Here is an 18,220-nt window from a genome sequence, read left to right as displayed (position 1 = left end):
CTCAGCCCCCGGCTTTCGCCGCCCCGGCCGCGCCCGCGGCCTTTTCGATGGCTTTCGACGCGGCCTCGCCGAGCATCTGGGCGATTGTCGACATTGCGCCGTGGACGCCTTCGACCCGCGCGCCCTCCTTGTCGATGATGATCGCGCCCAGGGGCTTGATTCCGCCACCGCCGCCGGTACCACCGCCCTGGCCCTTCTTCATATCCGCGCCGCCTCCTGCACCGAAGGCGAAGCCGTAGCTGACGATCGGGATGATCGTCGCGCCGTCCTTCTCGATCGGGTCGCCGAGTACGTTCTTGGCGCTGAGAAGCCTTTCCAATTCTTCCACGGTTCCCTTGAGCAGGCGTTCGACATCTTCCATTGCTGTATCCTCCTGAAAGCCCGAGCCGCCCGCAGGATAGGCAAGGAAACGTGCCGAAGTCTGATCGTGGTCAATGACGCCGTCAGCCGTGGCGCGCAGCGACGGTTTTCAGGACCGAGAAGCCGTAGAGCGCCTCGAATCCCTTCTCGCGGCCGTGGCCGGAGCGGCCGACGCCGCCGAACGGCAGTTCGACCCCGCCGCCCGCGCCGTAGTTGTTGATGAAGACCTGGCCCGCGCGGACCCGCTTCGCCATCCGCATCTGGCGGGCGCCGTTGTCGCTCCAGACCGAGGCGACGAGTCCGTAATCGGTGCCGTTGGCGATGGCGACGGCCTCGTCCTCGCCGTCGAACGGGATCACGACCTGCGCCGGCCCGAAGATCTCGTCGCGGGCGAGGATATGGTCGGGGCGGACATCGGCAAGAAGCATCGGCGCGACATAATGGCCGCCTCGCGGCGCGCTCGCCGCGATCTCGCCGCGCGCCGCGACGGTGAGGTCGTCGGAAGCGGCGAGATAGCTTTCGACGATCTTCTTCTGGCGCGCGGAGATCAGCGGGCCGAGCTCGAGATCGTCGAGCGCGCGCCCGACGCGAAGCGCGCGGTAGCGCTCGGCCATGCGCTGGACGACCTCCGCATAGCGCGGCCGCTCGACGAGGATTCGCGAGGAGGCAGAACAGGTCTGGCCGGCATTCTGGATGCCGGCATTGACGAGGAAGGGCAGGGCGGCGTCGAGATCGGCGTCGGCGAAGACGATCTGGGGCGACTTGCCGCCGAGCTCCAGAGTCACGGGGACGACATTCCCGGCTGCCGCCGTCTGGACGAGGCGCCCGACCGGGACGGAGCCGGTGAAGCTCAGATGCCGGACGCCGGGATGGGCGGACAGCGCGGCACCCGCCTCCTCGCCGAGGCCGGGAACGACGTTCAGCGCACCGGCGGGCAGGCCGGCCTCGGTGGCGATGCGGGCGAAGGCAAGGGCGGTGAGCGAGGCCTCCTCGGCGGGTTTCAGGACGCAGGCATTGCCCATCGCGAGGGCCGCGCCGACCGAGCGGCCGATGATCTGCATCGGGTAGTTCCAGGGCACGATATGGCCTGTGGCGCCATGTGGCTCGCGGAGGGTGTAGACGGTGTAGCCGTCGAGATAGGGGATCGTGTCGCCCATCACCTTGTCGGCCGCGCCGCCGTAGAACTCCATGTAGCGCGCGAGGGCTGCCACATCGGCGCGGGCCTGCTTCAGCGGCTTACCGACATCGGTGGATTCGAGGATCGCGAGGTCCTCGGCGCGCGTCTCGACGATGCGGCCGATCTTCATGAGGACGCGGCCGCGCGCGGCCGCCGTCATCCGGCCCCAGTCGCCGGTCCTTGCAGCCTCGGCAGCGGCGACTGCTTCGTCGATCTCCGCCGCCCCGCCCTTCGCCAGGGCCCCGATCTCGGACCCCGTCGAGGGGTCCTCGATCGGCAGCGTCTCCGACGCTGGGCGCCAGGCCCCACCGGCGAGCCATTCGGTCGGGTCGAACCAGAGCCGGTCAATCGTCATGGGCCTCCTCCTTCCAATTGGCCGGGATCACCGGTGTCGCCGCGACGAGTTGCCGCGTATAGGGGTGGGACGGGCGGGTGAAGACGGTCTCGGTCTCGCCCTCCTCGACGATCCGGCCGGACCGCATGACGAGGACCCGGTCGGTGACGGCGCGCACGACCGAGAGGTCGTGGCTGACGAAAAGGTAGGCGAGCCCGTGGCTGTCCTGCAAGCGCGCGAGGAGGTCGAGCACCTGGGCGCGGACCCGGACATCGAGCGCCGAGACTGCCTCGTCGAGCACGATAAGGTCGGGGCGGATGATCAGCGCGCGGGCAATGGCGACGCGTTGGCGCTGGCCGCCGGAAAACTCGTGGATGTATTTCGTCATGTCGCCGGCCTCGAGCCCGACCTCCTCAAGTGCCGCCGCGACGCGATCGCTTGCGTCCGTCGGGGTGCCGGTCAGGTGGAAGGGTTCGGCGACGAGGCGGCCGACGCGGTGGCGGGGATTGAAGCTGCCGTACGGGTCCTGGAACACCACCTGCATCCGGGCGCGGAGCGCGCGCGGCATCGTCCGTCCCGCCGTCACCTCGGCCCCGCCGAGTCGCACCCGGCCCGACTGGATCGGGTCGAGCCCGAGGATCGCGCGGGTCAGCGTGGACTTGCCGCAGCCGGATTCGCCGACGAGTCCAAGGCTTTCGCCCCTGCGGATCGTGAGGCTCACGCCGTCCACCGCGCGCAGGCGCGGATGCGGGGCGAAGGCAGTGGGGCGGGGGAGAGCATATTCGCGCACGGCTTCCTCGACCTCGAGGAGCGTCTCGGGCCGGGTCCGGGCCGTGCGCGCGGGCCGGTGCCCGGAAGCCGCGAAGAGCTTGCGCGTATAGTCGTGCGCGCGGGTGCGGAACACCGTCCCGGTCGCGCCGTCTTCCACGATGCGGCCTTGTTGCATCACAGCGACATGGGTTGCCATGCCCGCCACGACTGCGAGGTCGTGGGTGATGAGCATGAGCGCCATGCCTTCCTCAGCCGTCAGCCGCTTCAGGAGGTCGAGGATCTGCGCCTGGGTGGTGACGTCGAGCGCAGTCGTCGGCTCGTCGGCGATTAGGAGCTTCGGCCGGAGCGCGATGGCCATGGCGATGGCGACGCGCTGGCGCTGGCCGCCCGACAGTTCGTGCGGGTAGAGCGAGAGCGGGAACCGCTCCTCGGGCAGGCCGACGCGGGCGAGCCGGTCGCGGGCGGCGGCGCGGGCCTCGGCGCGGCGGGCCGCGCGGTGGATCAGGAGCGTCTCGGCCACCTGGTCGCCGATCGTCTTCATCGGGTTGAGCGCCGTCATCGGTTCCTGGAAAATCATGCCGATCTCGTTGCCCCGAAGCGCGGTGAGCCGTCGTTCGGGCAGGGAGAGCAGGTTTTCACCGGCGAAGCGCACCTCTCCCGCGGCAACCGTGCCGCTCGGCAGGAGGCCCATCACGCCAAGCGCGGTCATCGACTTGCCGGAGCCAGATTCGCCGACGAGGCCGAAGGTCTCGCCCGGCGCGATGTCGAAGGAGACCTCGGCGAGGATCGGCGTCGCGTCGATGGACAGGGACAGGCCCCGGACCGAGAGCAACGTCATCGGATCCGCCTCAGCCTTGGGTCGAGATGATCGCGCAGGCCGTCGCCGAGGAGGTTGAGACCAAGGACGGTGAGGACGATGGCGAGGCCGGGGAAGATCGCGACATGGGGCGCGAGCGTCACCATGGTCTGAGCCTCGGCGAGCATCCGGCCCCACGAGGCGGTCGGCGGCTGCGCACCGAGGCCGACATAGGAAAGCCCCGCCTCGGCGAGGATGCCGAGCGAGAACTGAATCGTGCCCTGCACGATCAGGAGGTTCGCGAGATTGGGCAGGATGTGCTCGACCGAGATCCGCGCGGGGCCTTTCCCCGCGACCTCGGCGGCGCGGATGAAGTCGAGCGTCCAGAGGGACAGCGCCGCCCCGCGCGTGACGCGGGCGAAGACGGGCACGTTGAAGATGCCGATGGCGAGGATCGCGTTCAGGGCCGAGGGGCCGAAGACCGCGGTGATCAGGATCGCGATCACGAGCGAGGGAAAGGCGAAGACGAGGTCGTTGAGGCGCATCACCGCCTCGTCGATCAGGCTGCCCCGGTTGGCGGCGGCGATAAGTCCGAGCGGCACGCCCGCGCCCATGCCGATACCGACTGCGACGAGAGCCACGGCGATCGAGGTCTGCGCCCCCGCCATCAGCATCGCGCCGATGTCGCGGCCGAAATGGTCGGTACCGAGCCAGTGGGCGGGGGAGGGCGGTTGAAGCCGCTCGGCGATGGCCATGGCGGTGATGTCGTAGGGCGTCCAGACCAGCGAGACGACGGCCGCGAGAAGTGCGGCCAGCGACAGGGCCAGGCCGAGGAGGAGCGGCAGCCTCATGCCCGTTTCCTCAGGCGCGGATCGATCGCGGCATAGGCGAGGTCGACGAGGAAGGTCACGAGGATCACCGCGAAGACGAGGATCATCACCACGCTTTCGACGACGATCAGGTCGCGTTGCGTGATCGCTTGGAAGATCAGCCGCCCGAGACCGGGCAGGTAGAAGACATTTTCGATGATGATTGCCCCGGCGATCAGGAACGAGAACTGCATGCCGAGGATTGTCAGGACCGGGATCATCGCGTTGCGAAGGGCATGGTGCAGGATCGTCTGGCCGCGCGTGAGCCCCTTGGCGCGGGCGGTGCGGATGTAGTCCTGGTCGAGCGTCTCGATCAGCGCCGAGCGAAGCACGCGGGCGAGGATCGCGGCCTGCGGCAGGGCGAGCGCGATCGCGGGCAGCGTCAGCGCCCTGAGGCCCGCGCCGACGCTCTGCCAGCCCGGAAAGCCGCCGGCCGGGAAGATCTGCCAATGGAGCGCGAAGACGAGGACGAGAAGCATCGCGAACCAGAAGTTTGGCAGCGCGATGCCGATCTGCGTCGCCCCCATCACGGCGGCATCCGCCGCCCGCCCGCGCCGTGCGGCGGCGAGAAGCCCGGCCGGGAAGGCGATCAGCGTGGCGAGCGCGAGCGCATAGGCCGCGAGCGGCAGCGAGACCGCGAGGCGCTGGGCGACGAGATCGGCCACCGGCACCTTGTAGGTGTAGGAAAGGCCGAAATCGCCCCGCGCCATGCCGGTGATCCAGCCAAGATAGCGGATAGGTGGCGCGGCGTTCAGCCCGAGCCTCTCGCGGAGCGCGGCCACCGTATCCTCGCTCGCGTTGAGGCCGAGCATGTAGGCGGCGGGATCGCCGGGCACGACCTCGATCACGGTGAAGATGACGAGGCTCGCGACCAGAAGGCTCAGGCCGAGCGAGATCAGGCGTCCGAGGAGATAGCGCAGCATGTCCCGCCCCTTTCCGTCGCCGAGGCTAGGGGGTGGCGCCGATCCGGTCCAGAGCCGGATTACGCTGGCGCGACCAGGCGGTTTACCGCGAGCTTCGTCTCGGCTTCCGCTTGCAGGCATCGGTAGGCCTCGATCACCACCGAGCGGATCCAGCTGCCGGCGGCGTCATTGGCAAGCCGCGCGCTCCAGAAGAAACGGACCGGCACCGGGTCGAGCGTGACCGGCGGGCGCAGCGCGCGGAGGCCGTGCGCCTCCATGTCCCAGGCGAGCAGCATCGCGGGGAAGGTCGCGAGGAAATCCGACTGGGCGAGGATCGAGGCGACCCCGGCCGAGTCGCCGATGAGCGCGGTGACCCGGCGCCCGCCGACCGGGCCCCCGGCGGCCTCGGCGAAGGGGCTCTGGGCCGCGCGGGTGACATTGACCATTAGGTGCGGATAGCGGCGCCAGGCGTCGAGCCCCCAGTTCCGGACGGCCGGATGATCCTGCCGCGCGAAGGTCACCCAGGAAAAGGGCTCCACCACCTGTTCGTTCAGGCCGTCGGGCAGGCGCGGCGTGCCGCCGAGATGGGCAAGGTCGATGAGCCCCTCGCTGAGGGCGGCGTAGACGTCGTGATGCGGCGGCAGCCACTCGATTCGGACATGCGGCGCCTCGCGCGCCACCCGTGCCGACACCTCGGCGATCAGCCGGGTGAGCGTCGGGATCGCGATGCGGAACACCCTGTCGCTGGTCGCGGGATCGAAGAGGTCGCGGGGCGCGATCACCCGCCGGATGCCGCGCAGGATCGGCCGGACATCCTCGATCAGCACCTCGGCATAGGGGCTCGGATGCATGCGGCCGCCGACCTTCACCAGCAGCGGATCGCCGAGCTGCTGGCGCAGGCGCGCGAGCGCATGGCTGATCGCGGACTGGGTCTTGCCGAGCCTGTCGGCCGCGACGGTGACGCTGCGGGTCTCCATCAGGACCTCGAACACGACCAGGAGGTTCAGGTCCACGTGGTTGAGATTAATTTCATTCATGACGCATGAAATCGTTTCGTTGGATTATTTAGGGCTACTGGCGCAGGATTTCGCGTGAAAACCGATCATTCGACGCGCATCGTCAGTTTCATTCATAATGGAGGGACGCGCACATGGCACTCAAAATCATCGGTGCGGGGTTCGGCCGCACGGGCACCTATTCCCTGAAGCTCGCGCTCGAACAGCTCGGCTTCGATCCCTGCCATCACATGGCCGAGGTGATCGGCAATCCGGCGCAGGTCGCGCTCTGGACCGAGGTGGTGAACGGGCGGCCGGATTTCGGCGCGATCTTTTCGGGGTTCGGCGCCGCGGTCGATTTCCCCGCCGCCGCCTACTGGCGCGAGATCCACCAGGCGTTTCCGGAGGCGAAGGTCGTCCTCTCGGCGCGCGATCCCGAACGCTGGTACGAGAGCTTCTCACAGACGATCCTGCCGGTCTTGACCGACCGGGCTTCCTGGCCCGATCACGCCAAGCCCTGGTTCGAGATGGTCGAGGCGGTGGTGATCGGCAAGGCCTTGGCCGGACGGACCGACCGCGACGGCATCCTCGCGGCCTATCGCGAGAACGTGGAGGCGGTGCGCCGGCTTGAGAAGGAGGGCCGCGGATTGAGTTTCGCCGCGTCCGAGGGCTGGTCGCCGCTTTGCGCCTACCTCGGCTCCGAGGTTCCGGGCGAGCCCTATCCGCGCACCAACGCAAGGGAGGAGTTCTTCAGCGCCTTGAAGGCGGGCCTCGAAGTCGAGGCATGAGGCGCCATAGCGAAGGAACGGCAACGAGCGGGCTGGTCCCGCGACTTCTGGAAAGGGAGGATCGAGAATGTCCAGTGAAAGCGATGTCCGCGCCGCTTCGGAACGGTTCTACGCGGCATTGAACGCGATGGCCAATGGCGACAACGGCCCGATGGCCGATGTCTGGTCGGCGAGCGAGGGGGCGTCCGCGCAGCATCCGATCGGTGGCCGCAATCTCGGCCATGCTGATGTCGTGGCCTCCTTCGGCGCGGTCGCGAAGGCGGCCACGGGGGGTGAGGTCGCGCTGCTCGACCAGAAGATCGAGCTTGGCGGCGACATGGCGGTCGAGACCGGGGTGGAGAAGGGCAGGGTGACACTTGCCGGGCACGCGGCGGAGATCGAGCACCGGGTGACGAATGTCTACCGCCGCGAGGGCGGGGTATGGAAGATCGTCCACCACCACACCGATCTCTCGCCGGCACTCCTCGACGTGCTGGATAAGTTGAAGGCCGGAGGGTGAGCTAGCGGCAGGCGGCCGGGGGCGCTGCCCGTCGTCCATTGGCTCTCGAACCAATGGACGACCCCCGGGATACTTCTGCAATGAAGAAGGAGGAGCGGTCGCCCGGGGGACGCAATGTCGTTTTTCGGCTAGCCGGGGGCGGGACGGTTGCGCTAGAAGGCGAGCGAGCCGTGGCGATGGCGTCGCCACAGGGGCATCTGCCCCGCCGCTTGCGGAGCGATCCGCCGCAGTCCTGTACGCCGGGACCTTTCGGGGTTCCTGTGCCTGAGGTCCGGACCCCATCAAGTGAGGTCTGTAGAAATGACGGAACGTCCCCAGCAATACCGCTTCCACCAGGGCGAGAAGACCCTGCCCTTCGCCGCGTCGGAATACGACGCGCGCCTCGGCGGGCTCCGCGCGATCATGGATGCGCAAGGCGTCGATGCGGTCGTGCTCACCTCGATGCACAACATCGCCTATTATTCCGGGTTCCTTTACTGCTCTTTCGGGCGGCCCTACGCGCTCGTCGTCACGGCGACCGAGGACGTGACGATCAGCGCGGGGATCGACGCCGCGCAGCCCTGGCGGCGCTGCCATGGCGACAACATCACCTATACCGACTGGCAGCGCGACAACTACTGGCGCGCGATCCTGTCGGTGACGGGGCCGGGCAAGGCCATCGGCTACGAGGGCGATCACCTGACGCTCCTGCAGTCCGAGAAGCTGAAGGCGTTCCTCGCGCCCGCGAAACTCGTCGATATCGCGCCGGCGACGATGAAGCAGCGGATGCACAAGTCCGCCGCCGAGATCGCGCTGATCAAGCATGGCGCCAATGTCGCCGATGTCGGCGGCTTCGCGATCCGCGAGGCGGTGAAGGCCGGCGCGCGCGAGATCGACGTGGCGATGGCCGGGCGCGACGCGATGGAGCTGGAGATCGCCAAGCGGTTTCCGGAGGCCGAATACCGCGACACCTGGGTCTGGTTCCAGTCGGGGATGAACACCGACGGCGCGCATAACCCGGTCACCGCGCGCGAGCTTCAGGTCGGCGACATCCTCTCGCTCAACACCTTCCCGATGATCTCGGGCTATTACACCGCGCTCGAGCGCACGATGTTCGTGCGCGAGGTGGACCCGGCCAGCCTAAAGATCTGGGAGGCCAACGTCGCCGCCCACGAATACGGGATGAGCCTTCTGAAGCCCGGCGTCTCCTGCGCCGAGGTCACCGCGAAGATCAACGACTTCTTCGAGGAGCGCCAGCTGCTGCAGTACCGCACCTTCGGTTACGGCCATTCCTTCGGCGTACTCTCGCACTACTACGGCCGCGAGGCGGGGCTGGAACTGCGCGAGGACATCGATACGGTGCTGGAACCCGGCATGGTGATCTCGATGGAGCCGATGCTCACGATCGGCGAGGGCCAGCCCGGTGCCGGCGGCTACCGCGAGCACGACATCCTCGTCATCACCGAGGATGGCAACGAGGATATCACCAAGTATCCATACGGGCCGGAGTTCAACGTCGTCGGCTGAGCCGCTTGACGGCGTGACGCGACGGGTTAGAGTGGAAGGTGGCGGCCGGCGACGGTGCGCCACCTTTTCCTTTCATCGCAACGCTCTTGCGCACCGCACCGATGGTGCGATGGCGGCCTGCGTCGACTCCAGGAGGTATTCTTGCCCGATCTGATTACCCGTGCCGAGGCTTTCGCCCGGCAGGCCCACGCGGGCCAGACCCGCAAGGGCGCCTCGTCCGAGCCCTATGTCATTAATCTCGAGGAGGTCGCGGGCTTCGTGCGGCGTCACGGCGGCGACGAGATCGCGCTCGCCGCGGCCTGGCTGCACGATACCGTCGAGGATTGCGACGGCGTGACAGCGCGCGACATCGCGCGGGTCTTCGGTGCGGCGGTGGCTGCGGTCGTCGCCGAGCTGACCGATGACAAGGCGCTGGCGAAGGCCGAGCGCAAGCGGCTGCAGATCGTCCATGCCGCATCGAAGTCGCCGCGCGCGGCGCTGGTGAAGCTCGGCGACAAGACTTCGAACGTCCGCTCCGTCGCGGCCTCGCGGCCCGTGGGCTGGAGCCTAGACCGCTGCTGCGCCTATGTCGACTGGGCCGAAGCCGTCGTGGCGGCGCTGCCGGAGGCGCCGGAGGCCGCGCAGGTCGAGTTCCTCGCGGCCGTCGCGGCGGCACGCCGGACCTTCGGTTCGTGAACAAGGGCAGCGCGCCCGGTGCCGGAGCGGTGGCGCCGAACGGACACGGGTCGCTGGCCTGCGGATCAACGGGCTTTTGCAAAAGCCGTTTTCGATGTTAGGGTTAGGCCAAGAAACGCGATATTGGATACCTGATGCGAGATTTCATTCCGACCCGCCGCTCGTTCCTGGCGCTTGCGGGGAGCACCATTCTGTCGGCCTGTGCCAGTAGCTCGGACGAGGTCTTTTCTGAGGCCTCGGGCGACGGCAGCCGGAACTACGGCTTCACCCCGGTCGAAGGCTACGAGGCGCTGCCGGACAACGGTTACCTGCTGCCGCCGGTGCCGCCGCGCTACCTCGACTGGCCGAACCGCCGGCAGCTCGTCTACTACGAGGGCCGCGAGGCGCCGGGAACGATCGAGATCGATCCCCACGCCAAGTTCCTCTACTACATCCTGAGCGACGGCACCGCCTGGCGCTACCCGATCGCGGTCGGCCGGGCCGGCCTCAGCATGAAGGGAACGACGGTCGTCCGCCAGAAGAAGGAATGGCCGGGCTGGCAGCCGACGGCGAACATGCTCCGCACCCAGCCCGAGGTTTATGGCGCGTTCCGTAATGGAGTGCCGGGGGGGCTTGCCAGCCCGCTCGGCGCGCGGGCGCTCTACCTTTACCGTGGCAAGCGCGACACCCATTTCCGGATCCACGGAACCAACGACCTCGGCTCGATCGGCAATTCCGGGTCGGCCGGCTGCATCCGGCTCTTCAACCAGGACATCATCGACCTCTACAACCGGGTGTCGGTCCCGACCACGGTGAACGTGCGGACCTACGAGGACTCGCTCCGGCTCGTCGGCCCCGGCTACAGCCCGCGCGGGCGCGAGCTGCCGCCGACGATCGTCTCGCCCGAGACGATCTACGGTGCGACCGCGGTTCTGCCGGTCGGGATCGACATCGGATCCTGACCGGCCGCAAGCGGTCAGGACAGGATGACGTATTCCTTCCGGAGCGTCTCCAGCACTTCCCAGGTGCCGGTGAAGCCCGGGCGCAGGATGAAGCTGTCGCCGGCCGCGAGGTGGTGCTCGGTCCCGTCATCGGCGGTGATCACAGAACGTCCCTCGAGGATATGGACATATTCCCACTCCTCATAGGCGATGCGCCACTTGCCCGGCGTCGCCTGCCAGATGCCGCAATAGAGCCCGTCGCGGTCCTCGACGTTCCAGGTGGTGAATTGCGGGTCGCCCGAGATCAGCTTGTCGGCGGGCGGGGCGTCGTATTCGGGTTCGGCGGCCGAGGCGGTGAGGCGGAGGAAATTGGGCATCGGAGCATCCTGTCGCTGTTGGAAACCTGTGGATTTCTCTCCCGGTTCCGCCTGCCTTTGTCAAACGGCTTCTGTCGCGCGCGCCCGTCACGGTGAGCAGGCGGGCACCCCGCTCACTCGGTCCAGCGCACCGCCGTGAGGTCGTTGGCCTGGGTGGGCGAGTTTTCCCACAGGCCCTCGATCCTCGCGTCCGCGACGCCGGTCTTGGCGAGCTGGAAGAGATAGCCGTTGACATGGTCCCTGGCGATCATCTCCTGCGCTTCCTTCAGGATCGCCGAGCGGTCGCTTGTATCGGTCGTGAGCGTGAGCCGGTCCATCAGCGCGACGAAGTCCGGCCTCGCGTACTGGAAGTAGTAATCGGGCCGTGCGTAGATGTTGATGTCGGCGGGCTCGGTATGGCTGACGATGGTGAGGTCGAAATCCTTGCCCTTGAAGACCTGTTCCAGCCACTGCGCCCATTCGACATTGGTGATCTCGGTCTGGATCCCCACCGCGGCGAGCTGGGCCGCGACGATCTCGCCGCCACGGCGCGCGTAGGTCGGCGGCGGCAGGGCGAGGCGGAGCTTGAGGTCCGCGACACCTGCCTCGGCGAGAAGCGTCTTCGACTTCTCCGGGTCGTAGGCCGAAATCGATGTCAGGTCGACATAGTCGGGATTGTGCGGCGCGAAATGCGTCCCGATCGGCGTGCCATAGCCGAACATCGCACCGTCGATGATCTCCTGCCGGTTGATCGCATGGGCGATCGCCTCGCGCACGCGCACGTCGTCCAAGGGCGGCTGCCTGTTGTTCATGGCAAGGATCGTCTCGCCCTCGGTGGAGCCGACGATGACCTTGAAGCGCGGATCGGCGGCGAGCTGGGCGAGCGTCTCCGGCGCGGGGAAGTTCGGGAAGGCGTCGACATCGCCCGCCATCATCGCGGCGAAGGCCGCCGTCGGGTCGGAGATGAAGCGGAAGGTGGCCTTCGTAATCGCCACGGGTTCACCCCAGTAGTCGGGGTTGCGCTCGATCTCCACCCGGTCGCCCTGGGTCCAGCCCGTGAAACGGAAGGGGCCGGTGCCGACCGGATGTGTCGCCGCATCGGCGATCGTTTCCGGCGCGACGATCACCGCGTCGCCCCAGGCCATGTTGAAGGGGAAGTTGCCGTCCGGCGCGGTCAGCGTGACCTTCACGGTCTGCGGGTCCGTAACTTCGACGCTTTCGATCCCGGCGAAGAGCGCCTTTTGCGCATTGGCGCTGTCCTCGGCCCGGGCGCGGTCGAGCGAGAACTTCACGTCCTCGCCGTCCATCGCCGTGCCGTCGTGGAAGGTCACGCCGGTCCGCAGATGGAATGTGTAGACCTTGCCGTCCTCGGCCACGTCCCAGCTTTCGGCCAGGGCGGGCCGCACCGATCCGTCCGGGCCGAAGCGGGTGAGCCCCTCGAAGACATTGGCATAGACCACCTCGTCGATCGCCGCCGCGGCGCCTGCCGTCGGGTCGAGCCCGGGCGGCTCCAGCACCATGCCGATCGTGATCGAGTCCTCTGCCGCGAGTGCGGCGCCACCCATCAGCGCGAGCGCGGCGGCGCTCCTCATCAGCCGGTCGAGCATCTTCTCTCCTCCCGTGTGATCCGCATGGCGCGGCCGGTTCTTTGGCAGTATCTTTGGCCGGTTTCCCATTCCGATCAAGCGCGGGGCGGGCGATCGAAGAGAAAGCTGGAAACGATGCTGCGGTGCAGCTAAAAAGAACCAGCGACAGGAAGGGAGGATGGACGGATGAGCGCCACGACCGAGATACGGCGGCCGGTTCCGCCCGATATCCGCGCCCGCAAGGGCGGCACGCCGCTGGTCGTTCTGACCGCCTACACGACGCCGGTGGCGCGGCTCGTCGATCCGCATTGCGACATCGTTCTCGTTGGCGACAGCGTCGGCATGGTGCTCCACGGCCTGCCCTCGACGCTTCATGTGACGATGGAGATGATGGTGCTCCACGGCCAGGCGGTGGCGCGCGGGCTGTCGCGCGCGATGATGGTCATCGACATGCCGTTCGGGTCCTACGAGGAGAGCCCCGATCAGGCGTTCCGCAATGCCGCGCGGCTCATGTCCGAGACCGGCGCGGCGGCGGTGAAGCTTGAGGGCGGCGAGCACATGGCCGGGACCATCGCGTTCCTGACCCGGCGCGGCATCCCGGTCATGGGTCATGTCGGGCTGACGCCGCAGGCGGTGAACACGCTCGGCGGCTACCGGGTGCAGGGCCGGGGCGAGGACGCCGACCGCATCCGCCGCGACGCGGCCGCCGTGGTCGAGGCCGGGGCCTTCGCGGTCGTGCTGGAAAAAGTGCCGGACGCGCTCGCGCGCGAGATCACCGGGGCGGTCGCGGTGCCGACGATCGGCATCGGCGCCTCGGCCGATTGCGACGGCCAGGTGCTGGTGGTCGACGACATGCTCGGCCTCTTCACCGCGTTCCGGCCGAAGTTCGTCAAGCGCTATGCCGAGCTCGGGCAGGAGGCCGACCGCGCCATCGCCGCCTATGCGGCCGAGGTGCGGGCGCGGACCTTCCCGGCGCCCGAACACGTCTTCGGCGAGGAGCCCGTGCGCAAATGAGAACCCTGCGTGACGTCAAGGGCCTGCGCAGCGTGGTCGCGGGCTGGAAGCGGGCGGGTCAGAGCGTCGGCGTGGTGCCAACGATGGGGGCGCTGCATGAGGGGCATCTGAGCCTCGTCGCCGCAGCGAAGGCGGGCACCGACCGGGTGATCGCGACCGTCTTCGTCAACCCGATGCAGTTCAACAATGCCGAGGACCTGGCCAAGTATCCCCGCACCGAGGACCGCGACGCGGCGATGCTGATGGAGGCGGGCGTCGACCTCCTGTTCGCGCCCGCGCCCGAAGTGGTTTATCCCGATGGCTTCGCCACCACGGTCGGCGTGTCGGGCCTCAGCACCGATCTGGAGGGCACCTTCCGGCCCGGCCATTTCGACGGCGTGGCGACGGTGGTGACCAAGCTCCTGATGATGACCGGGGCCGACCGGGCCTATTTCGGCGAGAAGGACTGGCAGCAGCTGCAGATCGTGCGCCGCCTCGTGCGCGACCTCAACATCCCCGCCACGATCACCGGCTGCGCGACCCGGCGCGAGGCGGACGGGCTCGCGATGTCGTCGCGCAACCTGCGTCTTTCTGCCGAGGAACGCGCGGTCGCGCCGGCGCTCCATAATGCGATGGCGGCGGCGGCGGCGGCGATCCGGGGCGGCGCGCCGGTTCCGGCCGCGCTCGCGACCGCGCGGGACGCGGTCGTGGCGGCCGGTTTCGCCGAGGTCGAGTATCTCGAGCTGCGCGAGGCCGAGGGGCTCGCGCCGCTCGACCGTCTCGACCGGCCGGCGCGGCTTCTGGCGGCGGCCTGGCTCGGGCCGGTGCGGCTCATCGACAATATCGCCGTCGCGCCCTGAGACGGGTTTCCGGGGCTGACGCCCCGGACCCGGCGGGGGCGCTGCCCCGTCGTCCGTTGGTTCTCGAACCAATGGCGCACCAATGGACGACCCCCGGGGTATTTTCGCAACGAAGAAGCCGGTGGCGGATTCAGGCGGCGAGGAGCTCGGCGAGGACCAGCGCCATTACCCGGGCGCTGTCCTCCATGTCGGCGATGCCGACCCATTCGTCGGGCTGGTGCGCGAGGTCGAGGACGCCGGGCCCGTAGGCGATGCAGTTCTTCAGCCGGCCGATCCGGTCGATGTGCTTCTGGTCATAGGTGCCGGGAGAGACGACGAAAGCCGCCTCTCGGCCCAGGACCTTCTCGATCGCGGCGGCGGTGGTGCGGACAATCGGCGCGTCGCGGTCGGTCATCGTCGGGCGCACGTCGAAGAGGTCGCGGATCTCGTAGTCGAAGGAGGGCCGCGCCGTCTTGATCCGCTCGAGCATCCCGGTGACCTCGCGCTTCACCTCCGAAAGATCCTCCTCGATCAGGTAGCGCCGGTCGATGGTGATGCGGCAGCGGTCGGGGACGCAGGGCGCGGGCAGGCCGGTGTAATCGTCGTCAGGTTCCGCCGCGCCGCCGTGGATCGCGTTGATGTTGAGCGTCGACTGTTTCGCGCCCTCGGGGACCACCGGCATGTCGGTGCGCCTGGTGGCGAGGAGCGGAAAGAGCGTCGCCTCCATCTCGGCGAGGACCGCGCCCATGTGGCGCACCGCGCAGTCGCCGAGGAAGGGCATCGAGCCGTGGGCGATGCGGCCCTTCGTCTCGATCTCGGCCCACCAGACGCCCCTGTGGCCGAGGCAGATCCGGTCCTTGTGCAGGGGCTCTGGGATGATGACGTGCTGGACGCGTTCGGGGTCGAAGCGGCCCTGTTCGGCAAGGTAGGCGACGCCGCCGAAGCCGCCCGATTCCTCGTCCGCCGTGGCGCTGATCTCGATCGCGCCGGCGAAATCGGGGCAGGCGGCGAGGAAGGCCTCGGCGGCGATCACGCTGGCGGCGAGGCCGCCCTTCATGTCGCAGGCGCCGCGGCCGTAGATGCGGCCGTCCTCGATCTCGGCCCCGAACGGGTCGCGGCTCCAGCCGTGGCCGACCTCGACGACGTCGTGGTGCGAGTTGAAATGCACGCAGTCGCCTGGGCGCGTGCCCTCGGTCCGCGCGACGAGGTTCCAGCGCGGATGGACGTCGCTGTCGCCGAGCGCGCCCTCGGCGCGGATCAGTTCGACCGTGAAGCCCGCGGCTTCGAGACGCGCGGCGAGGTAGTCGCAGATCGCGCGGTAGTTCCGCCCCGGCGGGTTGAGCGTCGGGATGCGGATCAGGTCCTGCGTGAGGGCGATCAGCGCCTCGCGGCGGGCCGCGATCTCGGCGGCGATGCGGGTCTCGAGGGCGGCGGTCATGGCGCGAAGGCTAAACGCGCGCACGCCTCGGTCGCAACGGTAAAAGCGTTGGCGGCGATTGCGGGATGACGGGGGGCAAGCTTTTTGCGATAAGATTTCGACAACCGGGGGATGACAACCGCTTGGCGCATCCCCATCATTGTAAAAGATATTAACATCGGGGAGCGTCCATGTCAGATTTCGATGCCCAGATCCGCGAGAGCCAGAAGCAGGTTTCCGAGGCGCAGGCCAAGATTTCCGAGCTCACGAGCCGGATCGAGACCGCGCGGTCGAAGCTGAAGGCGGGGGACGATGTCTCCATCGACATCGAGAACGCGACGCTCGACGACGTCCACAAGCATGCCGAGGTGATGAACGCCAACATCGCCGAGCTGATCATGGGGCTCGACGACGTGACAGCTGGATTCTCGCGGGATTTCGACGAGATGCGCTCGAAGACCGGTTGGGAAAGCTTCGTTGGCATCTTCGCCAAGGGCAAGTCCGAGGCGATGCGGCAGGAGCGGCTGCGCGGGGCCTCGATCGACGACAAGCTGCAGGATCTCATCGGCAAGTCCGACGTGATCGTAAAATTGCTGGAGGGTCAGCTCAATGTGCTGAACCAGCACAAGGACAAGGTCGAGGCGAACCTGACCGAGACGCTCGGCGATCGCGAGGTGACGGTGGGCGAGCTCGAGGCGCTGCGCGCCGATATCCAGAAGCTCGATCCCGAGATCATCAAGATCGAGAACGCGATCAGCGTCGAGCAGGACGCGGCGGCGCGGACCAAGCTCGAAAGCCAACTCGCCGAGCTCAACAAGCGTTACAACGCGATGGTGCAGGACGAGCAGGTGAAGCTCGCGAAATCCCAGACGCTGGAGCGCTACATCGAGAAGGGCAAGACCTGGGTCGACAGCCTGCAGAACCAGGCAGCGACGCAGATGGTGCTGATCAACAAGCTGCAGACCGACACCAAGCAGCGGGTGGTGCTCTACGACGCGCTGACGAAGTCGCTGAAGACCGCCCAGCAGCAGGACGTGGCGCACAAGATCAACGAGATCGGGGTGAAGACCGACCAGGAGGCGCAGGCGGCGATGGCCGGGATCGGCGTCGCGACCAACACCCGGATGGCCGAAATGCTGGAGAAGCACGAGGACCAGATGGTCTTTGCCCGCAAGGTGCTGGAACAGAAGGCCAAGGCCGACGAGCGCTTCGCCCGGCGCTTCGCGGCGATTGTCGAGAAGCATGACAAGAACCTTTATGGTGGCTAAGTGCCCGAGCTTGACCTGACCACCGACCACAAGGCGCTCGACGACGATCTCGCCGCGCGGCGCTACTTCGCGAAGTTCGAGCGCATCACCCGGCTTCTTGGCGGCGTCGCCGAGGCGATGGAGAAGGAGCGGGGCTTCTCGGCGATGGATGGCGACGTGCTCGACGCGTACGTCCGCGCGATCGCCGCGACCTTCAAGGCCCTGAGCCTCAAGTATCTCGTCTCGGGCCGGCTCGAGGGGATCGGGCAGAAGCACCTGACCATCGACCTCCATGAAAGCGGCTTTCCGATCTACCAGGAGCTGGTGACGATGGCGAACGATGCGGCGCAAGCGGCGCGGCATCTGGAGGGCATGGCCGATGCGGGCCGCCTCAAGGACGAGATGGTGCGCCAGATCGTCGGCGAGCGGGTGGTGCCGACGCGGTTGCAATATGCGCTGTCGCAGCGGCTCTATTACGAGGTGCTGCAGCGGGGCGGGCTCTACTTCGCGCAGATGCATCCCAAGGCGGAATGGATCGCCGATGTCACCGGCGGGCGGCGCGGGTATCTCGTGCATTGGGGCACCTATGACAGCCAGCTCAATGTGCCGGTCGTCTACCTGATGGAGGTGGTGGATTCCGGGCGGAAGGCGCTGCCGCTTGATGAACGGCGCTGGCCCGCCGTGCAGGCGCATCTGATGGCGCAGTCGGTGGGGGGGCTGAAGCTCCTGACCATCGCCAAGGGGTTCGACACCGATTTCGACGACCTGCATCCGAAGCGGCTGCGGCGGCTTCATCTCGGGCCGATGTATTCGAGCGCGTTCACGCTCCAGACCGGGCCGATTCGCGAGGTGCTGGAGGAGGCGAAGTCACCCAAAGGCGAGGACTGGGCGCTCGCCTGGACCGTCGAGGAGCTGGAAAGCGAGCGGGTCGAGGTCGAGAAGGGCTGGTTCTCGGAGGTCGAGCGGGAGGTGTTCCGGCTCGATCCCTTCGCCGGACGCGGGGTCGATACCGGGGCGACGCGGGTGACGCGGTCGCTGATCCTGCCGCAAAGGCCCTTCCAGGTCTTGGCCGAGAAGGATCCTGCGGGGTTCCGCGACGTTCGGAAGTTCGTGGTCGGCAAGGAGGGCAGGGTGCTCGTCTACGGATGAGCCGCGAAGCGGGGGCGCCGCCCCCGCACCCCCGGGGGTAT

General features: G+C 68.0%; 18 protein-coding genes. 9 read left to right on the top strand and 9 right to left on the bottom strand.

From position 1 onward, the window contains the following. Nucleotide 1: 1 nt before the first annotated feature. The 6 genes from OM960_RS08590 to OM960_RS08565 form a co-directional block, all read right to left on the bottom strand. On the bottom strand, nt 2-361 hold the full coding sequence (locus tag OM960_RS08590) for a GerW family sporulation protein (RefSeq protein ID WP_263334001.1): 360 nt from the start codon (nt 359-361) through the stop codon (nt 2-4). Between the two features lie 82 nt (nt 362-443). Beyond that, on the bottom strand, nt 444-1,892 hold the full coding sequence (locus OM960_RS08585) for an aldehyde dehydrogenase family protein (RefSeq protein ID WP_264771680.1): 1,449 nt from the start codon (nt 1,890-1,892) through the stop codon (nt 444-446). Further along, nucleotides 1,882-3,480: an ABC transporter ATP-binding protein gene (locus OM960_RS08580; RefSeq protein WP_264771679.1), complete on the bottom strand. Its 1,599-nt coding sequence runs from the start codon at nt 3,478-3,480 to the stop codon at nt 1,882-1,884. The genes OM960_RS08585 and OM960_RS08580 overlap by 11 nt, the downstream gene beginning before the upstream one ends. After that, nucleotides 3,477-4,289 (bottom strand): ABC transporter permease, encoded by an 813-nt coding sequence (locus OM960_RS08575; RefSeq protein WP_263333996.1) that lies wholly within the window; start codon nt 4,287-4,289, stop codon nt 3,477-3,479. Before OM960_RS08575 ends, OM960_RS08580 begins: the two co-directional genes overlap by 4 nt. After that, nucleotides 4,286-5,230, bottom strand: a complete 945-nt coding sequence (locus OM960_RS08570) for an ABC transporter permease (protein WP_264771678.1) — start codon at nt 5,228-5,230, stop codon at nt 4,286-4,288. Before OM960_RS08570 ends, OM960_RS08575 begins: the two co-directional genes overlap by 4 nt. Before the next feature lie 59 nt (nt 5,231-5,289). Beyond that, nucleotides 5,290-6,246, bottom strand: a complete 957-nt coding sequence (locus OM960_RS08565; protein ID WP_264771677.1) for a LysR family transcriptional regulator — start codon at nt 6,244-6,246, stop codon at nt 5,290-5,292. Between the two features lie 113 nt (nt 6,247-6,359). Between OM960_RS08565 and OM960_RS08560 the strand changes: the two genes are divergently transcribed. From OM960_RS08560 to OM960_RS08540, 5 genes are all read left to right on the top strand, one after another. After that, entirely contained in the window at nt 6,360-6,992 is a 633-nt protein-coding gene (locus tag OM960_RS08560; RefSeq protein WP_264771676.1) for a sulfotransferase family protein, read from the top strand. A gap of 67 nt (nt 6,993-7,059) precedes the next feature. After that, the gene (locus OM960_RS08555) at nt 7,060-7,491 is read left to right on the top strand and encodes a YybH family protein (protein WP_264771675.1); all 432 of its coding nucleotides are present in this window, start codon (nt 7,060-7,062) and stop codon (nt 7,489-7,491) included. A 300-nt stretch (nt 7,492-7,791) separates the two neighbouring features. Continuing rightward, a complete protein-coding gene (locus OM960_RS08550) occupies nt 7,792-8,997 on the top strand; it encodes an aminopeptidase P family protein (protein WP_264771674.1) in 1,206 nt (401 codons plus the stop codon). A gap of 141 nt (nt 8,998-9,138) precedes the next feature. Beyond that, complete coding sequence (locus OM960_RS08545) at nt 9,139-9,672, top strand: HD domain-containing protein (protein ID WP_264771673.1); 534 nt, start codon at nt 9,139-9,141, stop codon at nt 9,670-9,672. A 134-nt stretch (nt 9,673-9,806) separates the two neighbouring features. Beyond that, on the top strand, nt 9,807-10,613 hold the full coding sequence (locus tag OM960_RS08540; protein ID WP_264771672.1) for a L,D-transpeptidase: 807 nt from the start codon (nt 9,807-9,809) through the stop codon (nt 10,611-10,613). A gap of 14 nt (nt 10,614-10,627) precedes the next feature. Here OM960_RS08540 and OM960_RS08535 read toward each other — a convergent pair whose 3' ends face one another. Together OM960_RS08535 and OM960_RS08530 are read right to left on the bottom strand one after the other, a co-directional pair. After that, the gene (locus tag OM960_RS08535; protein ID WP_264771671.1) at nt 10,628-10,969 is read right to left on the bottom strand and encodes a cupin domain-containing protein; all 342 of its coding nucleotides are present in this window, start codon (nt 10,967-10,969) and stop codon (nt 10,628-10,630) included. Between the two features lie 113 nt (nt 10,970-11,082). After that, nucleotides 11,083-12,555, bottom strand: coding sequence for an ABC transporter substrate-binding protein (locus OM960_RS08530; RefSeq protein WP_264771670.1), 1,473 nt, complete (start codon nt 12,553-12,555; stop codon nt 11,083-11,085). 165 nt (nt 12,556-12,720) lie between these two features. Here OM960_RS08530 and panB point away from each other — a divergent pair, with 165 nt between their 5' ends. Continuing rightward, a complete protein-coding gene (gene panB / locus OM960_RS08525) occupies nt 12,721-13,548 on the top strand; it encodes a 3-methyl-2-oxobutanoate hydroxymethyltransferase (protein ID WP_264771669.1) in 828 nt (275 codons plus the stop codon). Continuing rightward, nucleotides 13,545-14,387: a pantoate--beta-alanine ligase gene (gene panC / locus OM960_RS08520; protein ID WP_264771668.1), complete on the top strand. Its 843-nt coding sequence runs from the start codon at nt 13,545-13,547 to the stop codon at nt 14,385-14,387. The genes panB and panC overlap by 4 nt, the downstream gene beginning before the upstream one ends. Before the next feature lie 130 nt (nt 14,388-14,517). Here the strand turns inward: panC and OM960_RS08515 are convergent, their stop codons facing one another. Then, nucleotides 14,518-15,804 (bottom strand): acetylornithine deacetylase/succinyl-diaminopimelate desuccinylase family protein, encoded by a 1,287-nt coding sequence (locus OM960_RS08515; RefSeq protein WP_264771667.1) that lies wholly within the window; start codon nt 15,802-15,804, stop codon nt 14,518-14,520. Nucleotides 15,805-15,974: 170 nt separating this feature from the next. On the opposite strand from OM960_RS08515, the gene OM960_RS08510 reads away from it, so the two are divergent. Both OM960_RS08510 and OM960_RS08505 read left to right on the top strand, forming a co-directional pair. Further along, nucleotides 15,975-17,051 carry a hypothetical protein gene (locus tag OM960_RS08510; RefSeq protein WP_263333973.1) on the top strand — a complete coding sequence of 359 codons (1,077 nt, stop codon included), beginning with the start codon at nt 15,975-15,977 and terminating at the stop codon, nt 17,049-17,051. Further along, nucleotides 17,052-18,179 (top strand): hypothetical protein, encoded by a 1,128-nt coding sequence (locus OM960_RS08505; RefSeq protein WP_263333971.1) that lies wholly within the window; start codon nt 17,052-17,054, stop codon nt 18,177-18,179. Nucleotides 18,180-18,220 lie beyond the last annotated feature (41 nt).

Origin of the sequence: Defluviimonas salinarum, from assembly GCF_026013545.1 — a bacterium.
GTDB lineage: Bacteria > Pseudomonadota > Alphaproteobacteria > Rhodobacterales > Rhodobacteraceae > Albidovulum > Albidovulum salinarum.
This window is presented reverse-complemented; position numbering and strand designations above follow the sequence as displayed.